The 16,771-nt window shown below is 56.2% G+C and carries 16 protein-coding genes; 10 read left to right on the forward strand and 6 right to left on the reverse strand.

Translation table 11 applies throughout. From position 1 onward, the window contains the following. Positions 1–23 precede the first annotated feature (23 nt). Both ACEPPP_RS10615 and nhaR read right to left on the reverse strand, forming a co-directional pair. Positions 24–1,631 (reverse strand): SulP family inorganic anion transporter, encoded by a 1,608-nt coding sequence (locus tag ACEPPP_RS10615; RefSeq protein WP_374086497.1) that lies wholly within the window; start codon positions 1,629–1,631, stop codon positions 24–26. A 106-nt stretch (positions 1,632–1,737) separates the two neighbouring features. After that, positions 1,738–2,640: a transcriptional activator NhaR gene (gene nhaR, locus ACEPPP_RS10620; protein ID WP_374086499.1), complete on the reverse strand. Its 903-nt coding sequence runs from the start codon at positions 2,638–2,640 to the stop codon at positions 1,738–1,740. A 432-nt stretch (positions 2,641–3,072) separates the two neighbouring features. On the opposite strand from nhaR, the gene ACEPPP_RS10625 reads away from it, so the two are divergent. From ACEPPP_RS10625 to ACEPPP_RS10655, 7 genes are all read left to right on the forward strand, one after another. Beyond that, the gene (locus ACEPPP_RS10625) at positions 3,073–3,531 is read left to right on the forward strand and encodes a hypothetical protein (RefSeq protein ID WP_374086501.1); all 459 of its coding nucleotides are present in this window, start codon (positions 3,073–3,075) and stop codon (positions 3,529–3,531) included. Between the two features lie 154 nt (positions 3,532–3,685). After that, positions 3,686–5,104, forward strand: a complete 1,419-nt coding sequence (locus tag ACEPPP_RS10630; protein WP_374086502.1) for an acetyl-CoA carboxylase biotin carboxylase subunit — start codon at positions 3,686–3,688, stop codon at positions 5,102–5,104. 95 nt (positions 5,105–5,199) lie between these two features. Further along, positions 5,200–7,035: a sodium-extruding oxaloacetate decarboxylase subunit alpha gene (gene oadA / locus ACEPPP_RS10635; RefSeq protein WP_374086504.1), complete on the forward strand. Its 1,836-nt coding sequence runs from the start codon at positions 5,200–5,202 to the stop codon at positions 7,033–7,035. A gap of 2 nt (positions 7,036–7,037) precedes the next feature. Next, positions 7,038–8,039: an L-threonylcarbamoyladenylate synthase gene (locus tag ACEPPP_RS10640; protein WP_374086506.1), complete on the forward strand. Its 1,002-nt coding sequence runs from the start codon at positions 7,038–7,040 to the stop codon at positions 8,037–8,039. Positions 8,040–8,198: 159 nt separating this feature from the next. Next, entirely contained in the window at positions 8,199–9,500 is a 1,302-nt protein-coding gene (bioA, locus tag ACEPPP_RS10645) for an adenosylmethionine--8-amino-7-oxononanoate transaminase (RefSeq protein WP_374086508.1), read from the forward strand. Between the two features lie 560 nt (positions 9,501–10,060). Further along, positions 10,061–10,237: a hypothetical protein gene (locus ACEPPP_RS10650; protein WP_374086510.1), complete on the forward strand. Its 177-nt coding sequence runs from the start codon at positions 10,061–10,063 to the stop codon at positions 10,235–10,237. 20 nt (positions 10,238–10,257) lie between these two features. Beyond that, positions 10,258–10,929 carry an SOS response-associated peptidase gene (locus ACEPPP_RS10655; protein ID WP_374086512.1) on the forward strand — a complete coding sequence of 224 codons (672 nt, stop codon included), beginning with the start codon at positions 10,258–10,260 and terminating at the stop codon, positions 10,927–10,929. Positions 10,930–11,623: 694 nt separating this feature from the next. Here the strand turns inward: ACEPPP_RS10655 and ACEPPP_RS10660 are convergent. Further along, positions 11,624–12,532 (reverse strand): sulfotransferase domain-containing protein, encoded by a 909-nt coding sequence (locus tag ACEPPP_RS10660; protein ID WP_374086515.1) that lies wholly within the window; start codon positions 12,530–12,532, stop codon positions 11,624–11,626. Between the two features lie 213 nt (positions 12,533–12,745). Here ACEPPP_RS10660 and ACEPPP_RS10665 point away from each other — a divergent pair, with 213 nt between their 5' ends. From ACEPPP_RS10665 to ACEPPP_RS10675, 3 genes are all read left to right on the forward strand, one after another. Then, positions 12,746–13,429, forward strand: a complete 684-nt coding sequence (locus ACEPPP_RS10665) for an SDR family oxidoreductase (RefSeq protein ID WP_374086517.1) — start codon at positions 12,746–12,748, stop codon at positions 13,427–13,429. A gap of 85 nt (positions 13,430–13,514) precedes the next feature. Next, positions 13,515–13,706: a hypothetical protein gene (locus tag ACEPPP_RS10670; protein ID WP_374086519.1), complete on the forward strand. Its 192-nt coding sequence runs from the start codon at positions 13,515–13,517 to the stop codon at positions 13,704–13,706. Between the two features lie 155 nt (positions 13,707–13,861). Beyond that, positions 13,862–15,058, forward strand: a complete 1,197-nt coding sequence (locus ACEPPP_RS10675) for a hypothetical protein (RefSeq protein WP_374086520.1) — start codon at positions 13,862–13,864, stop codon at positions 15,056–15,058. A gap of 51 nt (positions 15,059–15,109) precedes the next feature. Here the strand turns inward: ACEPPP_RS10675 and ACEPPP_RS10680 are convergent, their stop codons facing one another. The 3 genes from ACEPPP_RS10680 to ACEPPP_RS10690 are packed head-to-tail and all read right to left on the reverse strand — an operon-like array spanning position 15,110 to position 16,738. Beyond that, complete coding sequence (locus ACEPPP_RS10680) at positions 15,110–15,301, reverse strand: CPXCG motif-containing cysteine-rich protein (protein WP_374086522.1); 192 nt, start codon at positions 15,299–15,301, stop codon at positions 15,110–15,112. 2 nt (positions 15,302–15,303) lie between these two features. Beyond that, entirely contained in the window at positions 15,304–16,134 is an 831-nt protein-coding gene (locus tag ACEPPP_RS10685; RefSeq protein ID WP_374086523.1) for an SDR family oxidoreductase, read from the reverse strand. Positions 16,135–16,138: 4 nt separating this feature from the next. Next, complete coding sequence (locus ACEPPP_RS10690) at positions 16,139–16,738, reverse strand: DUF4124 domain-containing protein (RefSeq protein ID WP_374086524.1); 600 nt, start codon at positions 16,736–16,738, stop codon at positions 16,139–16,141. Positions 16,739–16,771 lie beyond the last annotated feature (33 nt).

Genomic DNA, 16,771 nt, shown 5'->3' on the forward strand with positions numbered 1-16,771 from the left:
TGTTTAGAGCTTTCCTCGATGACTCAAGCTACGGAATGCGGCTTTTTAGAGCGCCCGTTGATCACGACCATCGCCTCGTGTTTTTTGATCTTTTCCTTGCCGTACAGGTCGATGACTTGCACCTTGATATTGTCATCGGGTGCGGCGGCTAAAAAGTCCTCGATCGTTTCGAGAATGTCGTGATCGATGAACTGCGCCTTGCTGGCGTCGATCACGACCGTGCTGTTCTCTTCAATTCTCAGAAAAAACTTGCGTAACAGGGCCTTGTTCAGAAACGACACATCCTTGTTCAGCGACAGCACATAGTGCGAACCGTCCTGTGTCAAGGTGATCGCGGCATGGTAATTGGCCTTGATCACATAGTACATCCCGACCGCCATGCCGATCGCCATGCCCATCAATAAATCGGTCGCGATGATTGCGCCGACCGTCACCGCAAAGGGCAGAAATTGGCTGAATCCTTGCTGGTAATATTTGATGAACAATGCCGGCTTGGCCAGTTTATAGCCGGTTTGCAGCAATATCGCCGCCAAACAGGCCAGCGGAATGTAGTTCAGATAGTGTGCAAAGAAAAGCAGGCTGATCAACAGGCACACGCCATGTACGAAGCAGGCGATCCTTGTCCTGCCGCCCGCGTTGATGTTCGCGGAACTGCGTACGATTACGGCCGTGATCGGCAGACCGCCGAGCATGCCGCTGATCATGTTGCCGACGCCTTGAGCCTTCAGTTCGCGGTTGGTCGGCGCGATGCGTTTCAACGGATCGAGTTTATCAACCGCTTCGAGGCTCAACAGGGTTTCGAGGCTCGCGATGATCGCCATCGTGACCGCAACCATGTAGATTTCCGGATTGGCCAGCATGCTGAAATCCGGAAATACGAACTGATCGAAAAGGGCTTCGGGACGCTCTAAAACCGGCAAGGTGACCAAGTGCTTGGCGCTGACCGCCCATTCCGGCGCATATTTCATCGCGGTCAGATTGTAAGCGACGCCCCAGCCTACCGCGATCAATGGTCCGGGTATCAGATTGAACAGTTTACGTTTCTTGAACCAAGACAATTCCCAAACGATCAGGATCAAGAGTGCGACTACGCTGATTACGACCGCGCCTGGAGTAATCGCGCGCAATGAATCAGTCAATTCAAAAAAGCTCGATCCGGCCGTTTCCATCATGTAACTCTCGTCGCCCTCGAAACTCGCGTCGTAACCGGTTGCATGCGGAAGCTGTTTGATGATCAGAATCAATCCGATCGCCGCCAGCATGCCCTTGATCACCGCCGAATGGAAGAAGGCCCCGATCACGCCGGCCCGCAAATAACCCAACACTAATTGCATAAAGCCCGCAATCACCAGCGCGGTCAGAAAGCCCTGGAAACTGCCGATCTTTTCGATCGCATTCAAAACGATCACGGTCAAACCGGCGGCGGGTCCCGAAACGCTGAGCTGCGAACCGCTCAGCCAGGCGACCACAAGCCCCCCGACCAAGCCCGCAATCAGGCCGGAAAACAGCGGCGCGCCGGAAGCCAGCGCTATGCCCAAGCAGAGCGGCAGAGCGACTAAAAAAACGACGATGCCGGCCGGCACATCGCCCTTGATATGACTGGTATAGTACTTGAGGTGTTTGTGTATCATGAGATTGACTCCGCATTAAGGATGAGGCAATGGCACCTTGCAATCCAGTATAACTCGTTTCGATTCGATACTACATCATAATTTTTATGACTTGCTGCTTTTCGCTTTACGCGATTTGTTTGAACAGCCATTCCCCGGCCTTCTCGGCAATCGCCGTGACGGCCGGATGCGCGGTTTTACGCTGCACCGAAATCGCATAATAGCGGATGACTGCTTCTTCGACCGCGCCGATCGCGATCAATTCATGCTTTCTCTCGATCTCGGCGCTGATCGCGGTCGGCGCGGCGATCACGCCGACGCCCGCCTGCGCGAACTCCTTCATCAACGCGCTGTCCTCGAATTCGCCGACGATCGCCGGATGAATGCGCCATTTGTCGAACCAGCGCTGTAAATGCGTCCGGATGCCGGTGTTCGAGGCGGGCAGCAACAGCGGCGCATTATCGAGGCAAGACGGAAATTCGCCCTGCAAGCGCTCGGCCAATGCCGCCGCGGCAAAAATCGTCAGACCCGATTCGCCCAAGGGATCGCAAGAGCCGCGGAAATCGAGATCGGGAGAAATCGGGCTGTCCGAAATCACCAGATCGAGCTTGTGCAGCAGCAAATCGGTCAGCAGGGCATCCAGATCGTTTTCGCGGCAATAAAAATGAACCGGCTCCGGAATTTGCAGGGCAGGCTCCAGCAAGCGGTAGGCAATCGATTTGGGCACCACGTTATCGATGCCGACCTTGAACGCGAGCGACGACTTCTTCGGCCGGTGGCGCACCGCATTTTGCAGTTCGCTGCCCAACGAAAAGATTTCATCCGCGTAGGACAACACCAGACGTCCTGCATCGGTCAATTCCAGATGCCGGCCGATGCGCTCGAACAAGGCCACGCCCATGGCTTCTTCCAGGCAGCTCAACTGGCCGCTGATCGTTTGCGGCGTCAGATGCAGCTGCGCGCTGGCCTTGACGATGCTCTTTTCCTTCGCGACCATCCAGAAATAGTGCAAGTGCTTGTAATTGATCATGTTACAGCATTACCCCTAGCGATTTGATGAAAGCCGGCCCACCTACAAGCTACAGTGCCTCCCATTTTACGGTCCATCATAACGCTATTCAGAGACAAGCAGCCCATCCGGGTCGGAATTTACCCGCGACATAGAAAATATTTTAATATCGTTTCGAAATTATTCGAATTAGCCGATATATATATCTAAAATATTATCTTATAGCCGTTTAAAATTTCACAATACATCGAATTTTTCGAATGTTTTATCAAAGATATTCTGCTTTCCAAATATCTCGGGCCAGGATAAGGTATGTCCCCGTCGATTGGGGAGGGCTCAAGGTCAAGAGGCTAAACAAGCGTCTTCGAACGCTTCCTGAGATCGGCTAACGTGATGTTGGCAAACTGTTAGCTTGGCTTCACCCTTTATTTCAGGAATTCATAGGCCTATCCGATGAAAAAACTGATTGTTCTTGTTTTGAAAATTCAATATCTGTCGCCATTTCAGCGCAAAGCTTACGCAAGCGCCGGGCTGATCGGCAGCCTGATTTTACTGCCCGACCTCTATTTGGCCGGCGCGCACACCCTACTCGAATTCCTGCATATCTTCTACGAATCATTGTGTTTCATGCTCGAAGAGTTGATCGGGCATAGCCTCCACCTGGACAAGTACCATAGCCAGCTGATTCTGTTTTATTCGCAAATCGCGATCGCAGCGGGTTTAGGCTATAAAACATGGAAAACAACGCCGGAGCTTTATCGCCGCAGCAAGGCTTACTTGCATGCTTCCTATCAGCAACTGCTCAAGGACGGCAAACAACTCTGGGCCGAAATGCCCGGCCGTAAACGGCTGAAGGTGTTGGCCGGTTGCGTGGCCGGCATGTTCGGCATTTATTTTTGGGTAACCAGCTGAATGGAATCGCCCAATCTCGGATCGGCAGTTAAAGCCTCATCCAACCTTATCACGACAGCCAAATCGGTCAAGAATCTGATATAGTGACAGCCTATCGCCAAAGGCTTTAGGCATCGATTCAATAACGCCAGTTTCTCCGCAGCACAAGCCATTTATGTTACGCAAAATCCTAATCGCGAACCGCGGTGAAATCGCGGTACGCATCATCCGCGCCTGCGCCGAGATGGGAATCCGCTCGGTTGCGATCTATTCCGAAGCCGACCGCTTTGCGCTGCATGTCAAAAAGGCCGACGAATCCTATTGCATCGGCAGCGAGCCGGTCGCGGGCTATCTGAACATCTATGCGCTGGTCAATCTGGCCGCGGCGACCGGCTGCGACGCGATCCATCCGGGTTACGGTTTTCTTTCCGAAAACGCGCAATTCGCGAAGGCCTGCGCCGACCGCGGCCTGATCTTCATCGGGCCTTCGGCCGAGGTGATCGAACGGATGGGTGACAAGACCGAGGCGCGCAAGGCGATGATCGCGGCGGGTCTTCCGGTCACGCCGGGTTCCGCCGGCAATCTGGACACGGTCGACGAGGCGCTTGAAGTTGCCGAAACGATCGGCTATCCGGTCATGCTGAAAGCGACCTCGGGCGGCGGCGGGCGCGGCATCCGCCGCTGCGACACGCCCGATGAACTCCGGCGCAATTACGACCGGGTGATCTCCGAAGCCGGCAAGGCCTTCGGCCGGGCCGAAGTGTTTCTCGAAAAATGCATCGTGAATCCGCGCCATATCGAAGTACAGGTGTTGGCCGACAATCACGGCAATACGATTCATCTGTACGAGCGCGACTGCTCGATCCAGCGCCGCAATCAAAAGCTGATCGAAATCGCCCCGTCGCCGCAGCTCGAGGAAGCGCAGCGCCAGTATATCGGCGGACTCGCGGTGCTCGCGGCGAAGGCGGTCGGCTACACGAACGCCGGCACGGTCGAGTTCTTGCTCGACGATCAGGACCGCTTCTATTTCATGGAAATGAACACACGCGTGCAGGTCGAGCACACGATCACCGAGACGATCACCGGCGTCGATATCGTCGAGGAGCAGATCCGCGTCGCGGCCGGTTTGCCTCTGCGTTTCCGCCAGGAAGAAATCCGCCGGCGCGGCTTCGCGCTGCAATTCCGGGTCAATGCCGAAGACCCGCAGAACAATTTCCTGCCCAGCTTCGGCCGCATCTCGCGCTATTACGCGCCGGGCGGTCCCGGCGTCAGGACCGACACCGCGATCTATACCGGCTACGAGATTCCGCCGTTCTACGATTCGATGCTCGCGAAGGTAATCGTCAGCGCGCTGACCTGGGAAGATGCGATCAAGCGCGGCGAAAGGGCGCTGCGCGACATGGGCCTGTTCGGAATCAAGACCACGATACCCTATTATCTCGAAATCCTCCGCCATCCCGAATTCCGCGCCGGACAGTTCAATACCGGTTTCGTCGACAAACACCCGGAACTGGTCAATTACTCGCACAAACCCCGTCCCGAAGTGCTGGCCAGCGTGATCGCGGCCGCGATGGCCGCGCATACCGGTTTGTGAGCTACGGTTAGCACGATTAATATCCACGAATGAAATTTTTCGTGCCTTTTGTGTTTTTCGTGGACAATGCATAACATCAGTTAAAAGGTTTAACGATGCAAAAAGTACATATTACCGACGTGATTCTGCGCGATGCGCATCAATCCTTGATCGCGACGCGCCTGCGCACCGAAGACATGCTGCCGGCCTGCGCGCAGCTCGACGAGATCGGCTACTGGTCGCTCGAATGCTGGGGAGGGGCGACATTCGACGCCTGCCTCCGCTTCCTGAAGGAAGACCCCTGGGAGCGCCTCGCCAAGCTGAAAGCCGCGCTGCCGAAAACGCGCCTGCAAATGCTGCTGCGCGGGCAAAACCTGCTCGGCTACCGGCATTATTCGGACGATGTGGTCAAAGCCTTCGTGCAACAAGCCGCAGAGACCGGCATCGACGTATTCCGTATCTTCGACGCGCTGAACGACGTCAGGAACCTCAAAACCGCGATCGAAGCGGTCAAGCAAAGCGGCAAGCATGCGCAAGGCACGATCTGTTACACGACCAGCCCGGTGCACGACACCCGAAGCTTCGTCGCGCTCGCGAAGGACCTCGCAGAGCTGGGATGCGACTCGATCGCGATCAAGGACATGGCGGGGCTGTTGACGCCTTATGCGACCTCCGAACTGGTCAAGGCGCTGAAGGATGCGATCGGTCTGCCCTTGCACCTGCATTCGCATGCGACCTCGGGACTTGCCGAAATGTGCCAGCTGAAAGCGATCGAGGCCGGCTGCCGGCATATCGATACGTCCCTGTCGTCCTGGGCCGGCGGCACCAGCCATCCGCCGACCGAGAGCCTGGTCACTGCGCTGAAAGGCACGCCCTACGACACCGGCCTGAACCTCGACCGGTTGAAGGAAGTGAACGACTATTTTGCCGGCGTGCGCAAGAAATACCGCCGCTTCGAGAGCGAATACACCGGCATCGACACCCAGGTGCATCTGTTTCAGGTGCCGGGCGGCATGATCTCGAATCTGGCCAACCAGCTGAAGGAACGCAACGCGCTCGACCGGATCGGCGAAGTCTACAAGGAGATTCCGGCCGTGCGGAAGGACCTAGGCTACCCGCCGCTAGTAACCCCGACCTCGCAGATCGTCGGCACCCAGGCGGTGCTGAACGTGCTGACCGGCAAGCGCTATGAAACGATCACGAACGAGGTGAAGCGCTACCTGCAAGGCGGCTACGGCAAGGCGCCCGCGCCGGTCGATCCGGACCTGCAAAAACGCGCGATCGGCCGCGAAGAGCCGATCGACTGCCGTCCGGCCGACCTGCTGAAGCCCGAGCTCGAGCATCTGCGCGAGGCCATCGGCCACCTGGCCTTGAGCGACCTCGATGTGTTGAGCTATGCGATGTTCCCGGAAGTCGGCAAGCAGTTTCTCGAACAAAGGTCGTCCGGCGCTCTGACTCCGGAGCCGCTCGAAATCGAGCCCGCCCAGGCCGACGGCATCAAGAAGGCGCCGACCGAGTTCAATGTCGCCCTGCACGGCGAGTCCTATCACGTCAAAGTCACTGGCGCCGGCCCGAAGAACCAGATGCTGCGCCATTTTTATTTCATGGTCGACGGCGTACCGGAAGAAATCGTCGTCGAAACGCTCGACGAAATCGTGCTCGACGGCGGCACCCAGGGCGCGGTCAAGAGCAATATCGCCAGCAAGCGCCGGCGGCCAACCGAGCCGGGCGATGTCGGCGTGCGCATGCCCTGCAATGTGCTGGAGGTATTGGTCAAGGTCGGCCAAAAGGTCGACGCCGGCCAGGCCGTGCTGGTCACCGAGGCGATGAAGATGGAGACCGAAGTGACCGCGCCGATCGCCGGCACCGTGAAGGCGGTGCATGTGGTCAAGGGCGAACCCGCCAACCCCGACGAAGTCTTGATCGAAATCGCCCCACAGGAATCCGCTTGACGATGAAACCGATGCTCGCGGACGATGCCGCGCTCGACCTTGCCGCCGATCTGCTGCGCCAGGGGCGCCTGGTCGCCTTCCCGACCGAAACGGTTTACGGCCTCGGCGCCGACGCCTCGAATGCCGAGGCGGTCGGCCGTATCTTCGCGGCCAAGGGGCGCCCCGCCGATCATCCGTTGATCGTGCATATCGCGGATGCAAGCTGTTTGACCGATTGGGCCGAGACCGTACCCGAGGCGGCCTGGCTGCTGGCCGGCCATTTCTGGCCCGGCCCATTGGCGATGATCCTGAAAAAGCAGCCGCAGGTGCCGGATGCGGTAACCGGCGGCCAGCCGACCGTGGGCCTTCGCGTACCGAACCACCCGGTCGCTTTGAGCCTGCTCAGAAAATTCGGCGGCGGCATCGCCGCGCCTTCGGCGAACCGTTTCTGCCGGATCAGCCCGACCACGGCCCAGCATGTCGAGGAAGAGCTCGGCGACAGCGTCGATCTGATTCTCGACGGCGGCCCTTGCGAGGTCGGCGTCGAATCGACGATCATCGATTTGAGCGGCGCCCAACCGAGGCTGCTTCGGCCCGGCAGAATCACAAGGCAGCAGATCGAAGCGCTGCTCGGCGTACCCTTAGCGGTCGCGGCCAAGTCTGATGAAGCGCTCGATATCCGCGCGCCAGGCCTCTTGGCCGTGCATTACGCGCCGAGCACGACGGCGCTGTTATGCCGAACCGATGAACTCTCGGCAACGCTCGCCGAACTGAATGCACAAGGCCGGCGCGTCGGCCTGATCGCCTATCATAGCGCAAGCCGGCAGCCTCATTTGGAACATATCCTATACATGCCGGAAGCCGCGCACGACTATGCGCAGGCGCTCTATGCCGCGCTGCGCGAAATGGATAATCGTCAATTGGATATGATCGTGGTCGAACAGCCGCCCGAGGGCGATGCCTGGCAGGCCGTCAACGACCGGCTGCGCAAGGCGACCGTGCCAGCATCGACTGTCTTTGGCTGATTCGTGCAGGCTGCCGTGAAAATCAATAGGCGAATGGTGGGAGCGACGCCTACGTCGCGATTAAAGGCTCCAGTCGCGACGTGGGCGTCGCTCCCACAGACGAGTTTCAATTTGCGGGGCAAGGATCAGTTGCCGAAAGGTCTAAGGTAAGGGAATAAAATGACGCACAAACTTTTCAATGTCGAAGCCTCCCTCGCCTTCGACCGCGCCCACATCTGGCACCCCTACACCTCGATCACCGCGCCCGACCCGGTTTACCCGGTCGTCTCGGCCAACGGCGTGATGCTCAAGCTCGCGGACGGGCGCGAACTGATCGACGGCATGTCCTCCTGGTGGTCGGCGATCCACGGCTACAACCATCCGCGCCTGAACGAAGCCGCAATCGAACAGCTCGGCAAGATGGCGCATGTGATGTTCGGCGGCCTGACTCATCCGCCCGCGATCGAACTGGCAGAACGCCTGCTGACCATCTGCCCTCCGGGTCTGGACAAGGTGTTTTTCTGCGACTCCGGCTCGGTCGGCGTCGAAGTGGCCTTGAAGATGGCGCTGCAATACTGGCAGGCGCAAGGCCGGACCGAAAAGCACCGCTTCATTGCGCTCAGCGGCGGCTATCACGGCGACACCTTCGGCGCGATGTCGGTCTGCGATCCGGTCACCGGCATGCACCATCTGTTCCAGTCGGTGCTGCCTAAACACCATTTCGCGCCCCGCCCCGCTTGCCGCTTCGGCGATTCCTGGACTGGCCGCGACAGTGAAAGCCTCGAAGCCTTGTTGAAAGAACACGCCGGCACCTGCGCCGCGCTGATCCTCGAACCGATCATGCAGGGCGCGGGCGGCATGTGGTTTTACCACCCCGACTATCTGAAAGCCGCGCGCAAGCTTTGCGATAAATATCAGGTGCTGTTGATCGCCGACGAGATTGCGACCGGCTTCGGCCGCACAGGGCGTTTGTTCGCCTGCGAGCATGCGGGCATCGCACCCGACATACTCTGCGTCGGCAAGGCCCTGACCGGCGGCTATCTGAGCCTTGCGGCGACATTGTGCACGGCGCAAATCGCCGAAACGATCTCGAACGGCGAGGCCGGCTGTTTCATGCACGGCCCGACCTTCATGGGCAATCCGCTGGCCTGTAGCACCGCCTCGGCCAGCATCGATCTGCTGCTGGCTTCCGATTGGCAAAACCGCGTCAGCCGAATAGAAGCGGGGCTCAACAAAGGTCTTGCTCCATGCAGAGATCTGTCGGGCGTCGCCGATGTCCGCGTGCTCGGCGCGATCGGCGTGATCGAGATGGCTGCTCCCGTAAAGGTCGCGGCCGTGCAGAAGTTGCTGATGGAAAGCGGCGTCTGGCTGCGGCCCTTCGGCCGCCTGATCTATATGATGCCGCCCTACATCATTAATGAAACCCAGCTTGAACATCTGACTTCGGCGCTACACAACACCATCAAGCAATTGAGCGATTAGCCGTTTATCTGGTTCCCACGCGCTGCGCGGTAACCCAGTGCGGACGCGCCAGCGTCCCGTTCCGCGAAGCGTTGGCGTTGGGGACTGGCGTGCGTAACCAGGAGCAAATTCGATGCTGAATGGCATGGTTGAATTGAGACGCTAGCGTGTCTTATCCAGCATTACCACGCGGCGCGCAGGAACGAGATGAAATTGCTTGAGCAATGTCGCGCAATGGGCGTGAGTCATGTTTAATCAATTACTTAGTAGTTTAAGTTGGCGTGTATGGCCAGGTAGGTAGGGCACGCTTTTTGTGCCCGACATTTGAAGCCTCAATGTTTTCTTTTGCTACCATTCCATCTACTTATCGACGACCATATGTCGGGCAACGATAAAGCTGTTGCCCGACCTACCTGACTATCCTTTGACGTGAGTCTATCGCTTCAGGGTTAAGGCATAAGGCTGGTCTGTCGAAAAAAAACATCTTTCGCTATCTTATCTTTTCGCTCTTGATGTGAATTTTTTGCACGAACCGACCCAAGGCAGATCTAATTAGCTTTAATAGAATCCCAGAACGGCGGATGCGTGCTTTCCGCCGCCATCTTCAAGATAGGGTGACGGAAATGTTAAGAATGGTGTTCGAAATCGTTATGGCTTTGGCGCTCGTATTAGCTTTAGTGATGATCGCAAAGGTGGGCGCGCTGGAAAATAAAAATATCGGCACAGACGATAACGATAGCGGCGATAACAGTACATAATTAGCGTATTAAAAACACTGATGTGCAGCCGGTTTGCGCTTTATAGCGATCCTTCGAAGTTAGCCCATCGCTTCAGTGCGGAAGCGGCGCCCAGCCTTATCCCGCAATTTAATGTCTCCCCGACGCAGACCATTTTGCTGGTCCGAGAGGAAAATGACCGCCGGCGCTTCGCCCAGGCTCGCTGGGGCCTGGTTCCGCGTTGGGCAAAGGAGAAGGATATCGGCTACCCGGCGATCAACGCCCGCGCAGAAACCGTCGCGAATAAAGCGATATTTCGGGATGCATATCGACGCCGACGCTGCCTGATCCCCGCCGACGGATTTTACGCCTGGCAAGCGGTACCGGATTCAAAGGCGAAACAGCCCTGGTTTATTGTGCTGCGCAGCCGCTTACCAATGGCCTTGGCCGGGCTGTGGGAGCAGTGGCGGAGCCCGAAAGGCGAATTGATGAAAAGCTGTGCCATCATCGTGGCGGCGGCTAATGAGCTAATGCGGCCGATACAAAACCAGATGCCCGTGATCCTAGCAGCGGAACATTGGAACGATTGGCTTGGATTGGCAACCCATGATGCCAAATTTCTGCAAATTTTCTTGAAGTCCTATCCAGACGACGACATGTCGGCTTGGCCGGTAAGTACGAAGGTCAACAATCCGCAGAAAGATTCCGAGGAATGTATCGAGGCAGTGAAATGATGACCTATCGAGATTGACAGCTTCGTGCCTGCAGGTCCTATCCTTTTGCGCATCTGTGGCGGAATCCTTTGCCTATTCATCCGATTCAATCCCTGTCCTGACCTGATTTAGAAGCTGTGGAAGGGATTTGAATATTTACAACCGAGCAGTCAATACGTAATGTTACAAAGCCATTCCATAACAAGTGCTTGGGTTGTTGCGTGGAAAAATTTGGACGCTCTTTTGATCCCTAAAGTGGCAATACTTCAAGGCCTTTTTACATTGAGGCGTCCTGCTGCCATAAGCAGGGGCAGCAGGACGCAAATTTAGTCTTGGAAATGCAGGCATAAAAAGCTCCAAACAAAAAAAACCGGCGCGAAGCCGGATTTGAGAGGGGGAAGTATTGCTATGAGCATAAGCAATGCTTAATAGAATATCAGAGTACTCTTATATTAATAATGTGACATATTGTCGCGTGCCAGCCCCAGGTTGACACGCAACATTCCGAATTCAGAAAAAACAGTTTCATAGCTTGATGTGTAAAGCGGTTTTTAACTTTTTCCAAAGAATTCGCGCTCTTTCAAAGTCACTTCCTTTCGTGACGTATCACCGGTGTGTACAGGGCCGTAGGTGCGATTAGCGTAGCGTAATCGTACGCATGTGGGGCCGACAACATTCCTCCGATTACTCTATCGCTAATCGGAGCTACAGATACTCATAAGTTTTGACCGGTCGCCAGCCAGCGCGCACATTCCAGCCCCAGTTCCTGAATCGCGCGCGCTTCATATTCGGCCGATTCCTCCGCGCTCAACACGTCCTTCCATTGCCCGTTCACTCCCTTATGAATGAACACCTCGGCGCCGCCGTCCCAGCAGGCGCCGCCCAACGGAACGCTATTCGCCGCGTTCTTTTTCATCCAGTCAAACGAACAGTATTCGACGATCGAATCCCAACGGGACTCGTCGATCGGAATGTCGAGAAAGCTAGCAATGCGGCGCATCTCGGCAGGCGCGTCATGCTTCAGGTTGTTGAAATGCACGAACAGGCAATTGGGCAGGTGCCGGTATTGCCACCAGGTGCGCACATTTTCCCAGAACGGCCAGAACGGATGGCCGTCCCGGTCCATCCAGCCGCGCCAATATTCACGAATGTCTTCAGGCGGCGGAGCGATCGGCGGGCCGACCCGGCCCGGCGTATCGTTCAGCAAGTCGTACCAGAGCCGATTGGCATTCGCATGGTGGTTGTATAGGCTCCAGACCACATCCCGGCCGTCGCGCGCGATATAGATGTATTTCGCCTCTGGCGAATAAACCAGCGCATCGAGCGGCAAATGCGTCTTGATGAGTCGGCGGTGCGTCTGCGCCGCGAGCGTGGACAATTTGACGTCCTTGGCCGGTACGCGCAGGTCCAGCCAGGGCGACATCTCCGCGACCTGCAAACCCGGATCGCCGTTGAAAACCAGCTGCGCGACGATCTGCTGCATCCAGGTCGTGCCGGCTTTTGCATAGGTCGCGATGATGATGTCGTCGTTTCGAAAGGCAAAGTTGTTCCAGACGGTCGAATCGAAATGATGATTATGCAGTTCTCGGGTTTTGACCGGCCATGAGTTATATTCTGTCGACATGGATACTTTGGGAATTTCGGTGAATGGAAAAATCGGGTAGCATTGCAGCATAAACGCAGCCCGAAGCAGGCCGATAACTTTACGGTTAGACTCTCCGCCTGTCAATCGACGCAATGAAAGCAATTCCAGGCTAAAATTTGCTGCGTGTAGAACTTTTTTAAAATCATATCCGTCTTTCTTAGATAACGCTCGATCACACAGAAGGCACAATAGATGAGTACAGTATTGGTAACCGGCGCGAACCGGGGTTTGGGCTTGGAGTTTTGCCGGCAATATGCCGCCGATGGCTGGAACGTCTTGGCCTGTTGCCGGCATCCGGAAAAGGCCGACAAATTGGCCGGGCTTGCCCATGTGCGGGTGCTGCCGCTGGATGTGACCGATTTTGCCCAGATCGACCGGCTGGCAAAAGAACTGAAGGATACCCCGATCGATGTGCTGATCAACAACGCCGGCGTGTTCGGCGACAGTCCGGGCCAAGGCTTCGGGCAGCTCGATTATGCGGCGTGGACCCGCGCCTTGCTGATCAATACGCAGGCGCCGGTCAAGATGGCCGAAGCGTTCCTGCCGCATCTGCAGCGCGGCAAACTCAAAAGGCTGGTGTCGATCAGCAGCCAAATGGCCAGCATCGCCGACAACGGCAGCGGCGGCAGCATTTTGTACCGGACCAGCAAGGCGGCGCTGAATGCGGCGATGAAGAGCCTTGCGATCGATCTGAAAGGTCTCGGCATCGGCGTGTTCATCTTGCATCCGGGCTGGGTCAGGACCGACATGGGCGGGCCGAATGCGCTGATCGACGCGGAACTGAGCGTGTCCGGCATGCGGCGGGTGATCGCGGATTCGACGCTGCAACAGAGCGGCGGTTTTCTAAAGTATGAGGGTTCGATTTTGCCTTGGTAAGTCTGTCACGATCCTGTCACGGAGCCGGCCTATACTGAAAGCGTTATTCATTATTGGTCTGAAAGGTGATGTCATGTTGCAGAAATTGACTGACATAAAAGGTAAGTTTTCTCCGAGCCCGCTTTGGCAGGATTTCGATCAAATCAGCGACAGCTTCGATCTGGCGCTCAGCCCCGAAGTGCTCGGCTGGTTCGAGCAACGAAACGGCCATGCGACCGCCCGCGACAAAAGGATTAACGGCGCCGAGCTGGACGAATACGAATTATCATTGAGCTAACCCCCCTATCCACCCGCCTCTTGCAGATCGGATTTGCTGTGCTTCCTTCGCCGAGAAATCCGGTCTGTATTTTTTTTATTGCAATTGATCCGCGATTTTGCTCGCTGACATGATTTTTCCGCCATAAACCACAACTTGATACAATGGAAATTCCATTGCTTTCAATCGTTATCATGTTGCCCAACGACCCTAAAATCATCCGCATTGCCCAAACCTCGGCCACCCAGGAACTATCCAAGAACCAAAAGCAGTTCAACAACCTGATCAAAAGAATCGAGGCGCAGAAACAGGCGCTGCTCGAATGGCAGGAAACCCTGCCGCTTTACCATCAAAAAGTATCCAGCGAATACGAGGTGCTTTGGGATGCGTACAACCAGCAGCGCGTCGACCTGGTTTATCTGCTCGATCGCGCCCATGGCGATAAGGCGTTCACCAAAAGCGACAAAGCCAAAATCAGACACATCCTGACCGAATTGGCCGAGCAGTTGATTCTCGAACACGGCAAGGACGAGTTGAAGGAAGTGTATAACAGACACAGCGAAGACGACATCGATGCGGCGCAGGAGGAAGCCGATGCGATGGCGGCGGATCTGATGAAATCGATGATGGGCGGCATGTTCGGCGTCGATATCGGCGACGACATCGATGCCAGTGATATCAGTTCCCCGGAAAAGATGCGAGAATTCCTACAGAAAAAAATGCAGGAGGCCCAGGCCGAACACGCCGAAAAACAACGTCAAGCCGAGGAAAAGCGCGCCCAACGCAAAAAAACGAAGAAACAGCTCGAAAAGGAAGCCAAACAGCAGCAGGAAGAACAAAACATCAGCCAGTCGATCCGCGAAGTGTACCGCAAGCTGGCCGGCGCCCTGCACCCAGACCGCGAACCGGACGCAGGGGAACGCGAGCGCAAGACCAAACTGATGCAGCGCGTCAATGCGGCCTACGAAAAAAAGAATTTATTGGAGCTGCTGGAATTGCAGCTCGAAGCCGAGCAGATCGATCAGGAACATCTGAACACGATCGCCGAAGACCGCCTCAAATATTTCATCAAGATACTGAAGGAACAAGCGCGCGAACTGGATACGGAAGTGTTCGGCTATCAGATGGAATTCAACCGGCGCATGAATCGTCCGCCTTTGGCGCGGCTGAATCCGAAGACGGTGTTGATGTCGCTGGAGATGGACATCCGCTCGCTGCGCAGCGACATCGGCAAACTGAAAGACGAGCTCAAACTCTTCAAGAACACGCCATCACTGAAGGCATTTTTAAAATCCTACAAGATTCCGAGAAGACGGACGGCGGATGATTTTGACGATTTCATCGGCGGCTTCCTGCATCCGGACAATTTCTGATAAAACCAACGTACTTTCATGGTTCCCACGCTCTGCGTAGGAACCATGTCCTTATTCATCTTCCCGCTTGATATCCAGCATCAGCTCGCCGGCCGCATCCTCGGACAGGATGAACAAAATAGGCCGGCAACAGACCGAACAGTCCTCGTAATAACGCTGCGGACCGGCCGAGGTATCGACCAGCACATCGAGCGGCTCGCCGCAATACGGGCAATCGATCACGATCTCGTCGGGTTCCTGCATGTTCACACCTTGAGCAATAATTTGTCGAGCCAGGCATGCGGCAACAGCCGTTTCAACGTGCCGAACAGATAAGTCGGGAAGGTCACGTAATAACGGATTTGCGGCCGCTTCGCTTCGAGCGCATGCACGACTTTTTTCGCGACCGCCTCGGCGGGCAGCGTGAAAGGCACCGCCGCGCCTTCCTTTTGCAGACGCGCTTCCATCGCGAGGTATTTGTCTCGATGTGCACTGCGCTCGACGACGATATTTTTTTGATACAACGCGAACGAATTCTGCCGGAAGTTGCTCAGGATGGGCCCCGGCTCGATCAGCGAAATATGAATGCCGGTGCCGCGCAGTTCCAGACGCAGCGTATCGGCCAGCCCTTCGAGCGCGAATTTGCTTGCATTGTAGGCGCCGCGGTAAGTCAATGCGACCAGACCCAGGACCGAGCTGTTGTAGATGATCCTGCCATGGCCTTGTTTACGCATCACCGGAATGATGAGGTTGGTCAGTTCGTGCGTGCCGAACAGGTTGGTTTCAAACTGGAAACGCAGCACCTCGCGGCTCAGATCCTCGACCGCGCCGGGCTGGCCGAACGCGCCGTTGTTGAACAGCGCATCCAGTTTGCCGCCGGTCAGTTCAAGCGTTTGCTCGACCGCCCGATGGATGCTGGCGCTGTCGGCCAGATCGAGCGGCAATGCGGTGAAGCCTTCCGCCTGCAGGCGGGCGACATCCTCTGCCTTGCGCGCGGTCGCGATGACCGTATGGCCGCGCGCTTTCAGCACCTTTGCGGTGGTATGGCCGATGCCGGTCGAACAGCCGGTGATCAAAATGGTTTTCGCTGCGTTCATCGGATTATTCGGATTTAAGTTCCTGCTCGGTGAAATAATATTTTTTTGCGCTGCTGCAATCGACCAGGAACACCAGCGCATCATCCGTGCTCTTGTTGTTCAGTTCGGCCGCTTCGACCCTTCCGCATTGGTTGGTCGCCAGGGCCTTCTCGGCCGCGAGGCGTCTGAAGCGTTCGATGTCCGGCAACCGCGCCGAGAAATTTTGCACCAGCGCCGGCAATTGCTCGGGATTGTAAGGCGGTATCGCAAACGCCGAGTATTTTAACGGGTTATTCTTGATCAGAAACTGATTTTTTGCGCTTTCGTCTTTCGCATCCTGTTTCAGCTTCGCCTCCTTCTCGGCCAGTTTTTGTTCCTGCTGTTGCAGTTCGGCCAATTTGGCCTGTGCTTCCTGCTCTTTCAGCTGCTGCTGTTTTCTTTCCTGATTCAGATCCTTGGTGACGCCGGTCTTGAGGTCGATCTGCACATTGCCTTGCCCGGCCGTACAAGCCTGCGCTTTATAAACGACTTTACCGGTCTCGTCGGTGCATTTATAAACGCCCGCCGTCGCCGAAAGCGCTGCGAGCGAACACAGGCCGCCGAATAAAATAATGCTGAGTTTCATGGTGCTATCCGCGAGTGAAATAGACATTGATTA

The organism is Methylomicrobium lacus, assembly GCF_041897535.1.
Classification (GTDB): domain Bacteria; phylum Pseudomonadota; class Gammaproteobacteria; order Methylococcales; family Methylomonadaceae; genus Methylomicrobium; species Methylomicrobium lacus_A.

What these genes read in the sequence shown, in the direction of transcription:
- ACEPPP_RS10660 (WP_374086515.1), bottom strand. Translation starts at nt 12,532, where the DNA reads ATGTCGACAGAATATAACTCATGGCCGGTCAAAACCCGAGAACTGCAT.
- oadA (WP_374086504.1), top strand. Translation starts at nt 5,200, where the DNA reads ATGCAAAAAGTACATATTACCGACGTGATTCTGCGCGATGCGCATCAA.
- ACEPPP_RS10625 (WP_374086501.1), top strand. Translation starts at nt 3,073, where the DNA reads ATGAAAAAACTGATTGTTCTTGTTTTGAAAATTCAATATCTGTCGCCA.
- ACEPPP_RS10655 (WP_374086512.1), top strand. Translation starts at nt 10,258, where the DNA reads ATGTGCAGCCGGTTTGCGCTTTATAGCGATCCTTCGAAGTTAGCCCAT.
- ACEPPP_RS10630 (WP_374086502.1), top strand. Translation starts at nt 3,686, where the DNA reads ATGTTACGCAAAATCCTAATCGCGAACCGCGGTGAAATCGCGGTACGC.
- ACEPPP_RS10650 (WP_374086510.1), top strand. Translation starts at nt 10,061, where the DNA reads ATGCGTGCTTTCCGCCGCCATCTTCAAGATAGGGTGACGGAAATGTTA.
- ACEPPP_RS10690 (WP_374086524.1), bottom strand. Translation starts at nt 16,738, where the DNA reads ATGAAACTCAGCATTATTTTATTCGGCGGCCTGTGTTCGCTCGCAGCG.
- bioA (WP_374086508.1), top strand. Translation starts at nt 8,199, where the DNA reads ATGACGCACAAACTTTTCAATGTCGAAGCCTCCCTCGCCTTCGACCGC.
- nhaR (WP_374086499.1), bottom strand. Translation starts at nt 2,640, where the DNA reads ATGATCAATTACAAGCACTTGCACTATTTCTGGATGGTCGCGAAGGAA.
- ACEPPP_RS10640 (WP_374086506.1), top strand. Translation starts at nt 7,038, where the DNA reads ATGAAACCGATGCTCGCGGACGATGCCGCGCTCGACCTTGCCGCCGAT.
- ACEPPP_RS10665 (WP_374086517.1), top strand. Translation starts at nt 12,746, where the DNA reads ATGAGTACAGTATTGGTAACCGGCGCGAACCGGGGTTTGGGCTTGGAG.
- ACEPPP_RS10680 (WP_374086522.1), bottom strand. Translation starts at nt 15,301, where the DNA reads ATGCAGGAACCCGACGAGATCGTGATCGATTGCCCGTATTGCGGCGAG.
- ACEPPP_RS10685 (WP_374086523.1), bottom strand. Translation starts at nt 16,134, where the DNA reads ATGAACGCAGCGAAAACCATTTTGATCACCGGCTGTTCGACCGGCATC.
- ACEPPP_RS10615 (WP_374086497.1), bottom strand. Translation starts at nt 1,631, where the DNA reads ATGATACACAAACACCTCAAGTACTATACCAGTCATATCAAGGGCGAT.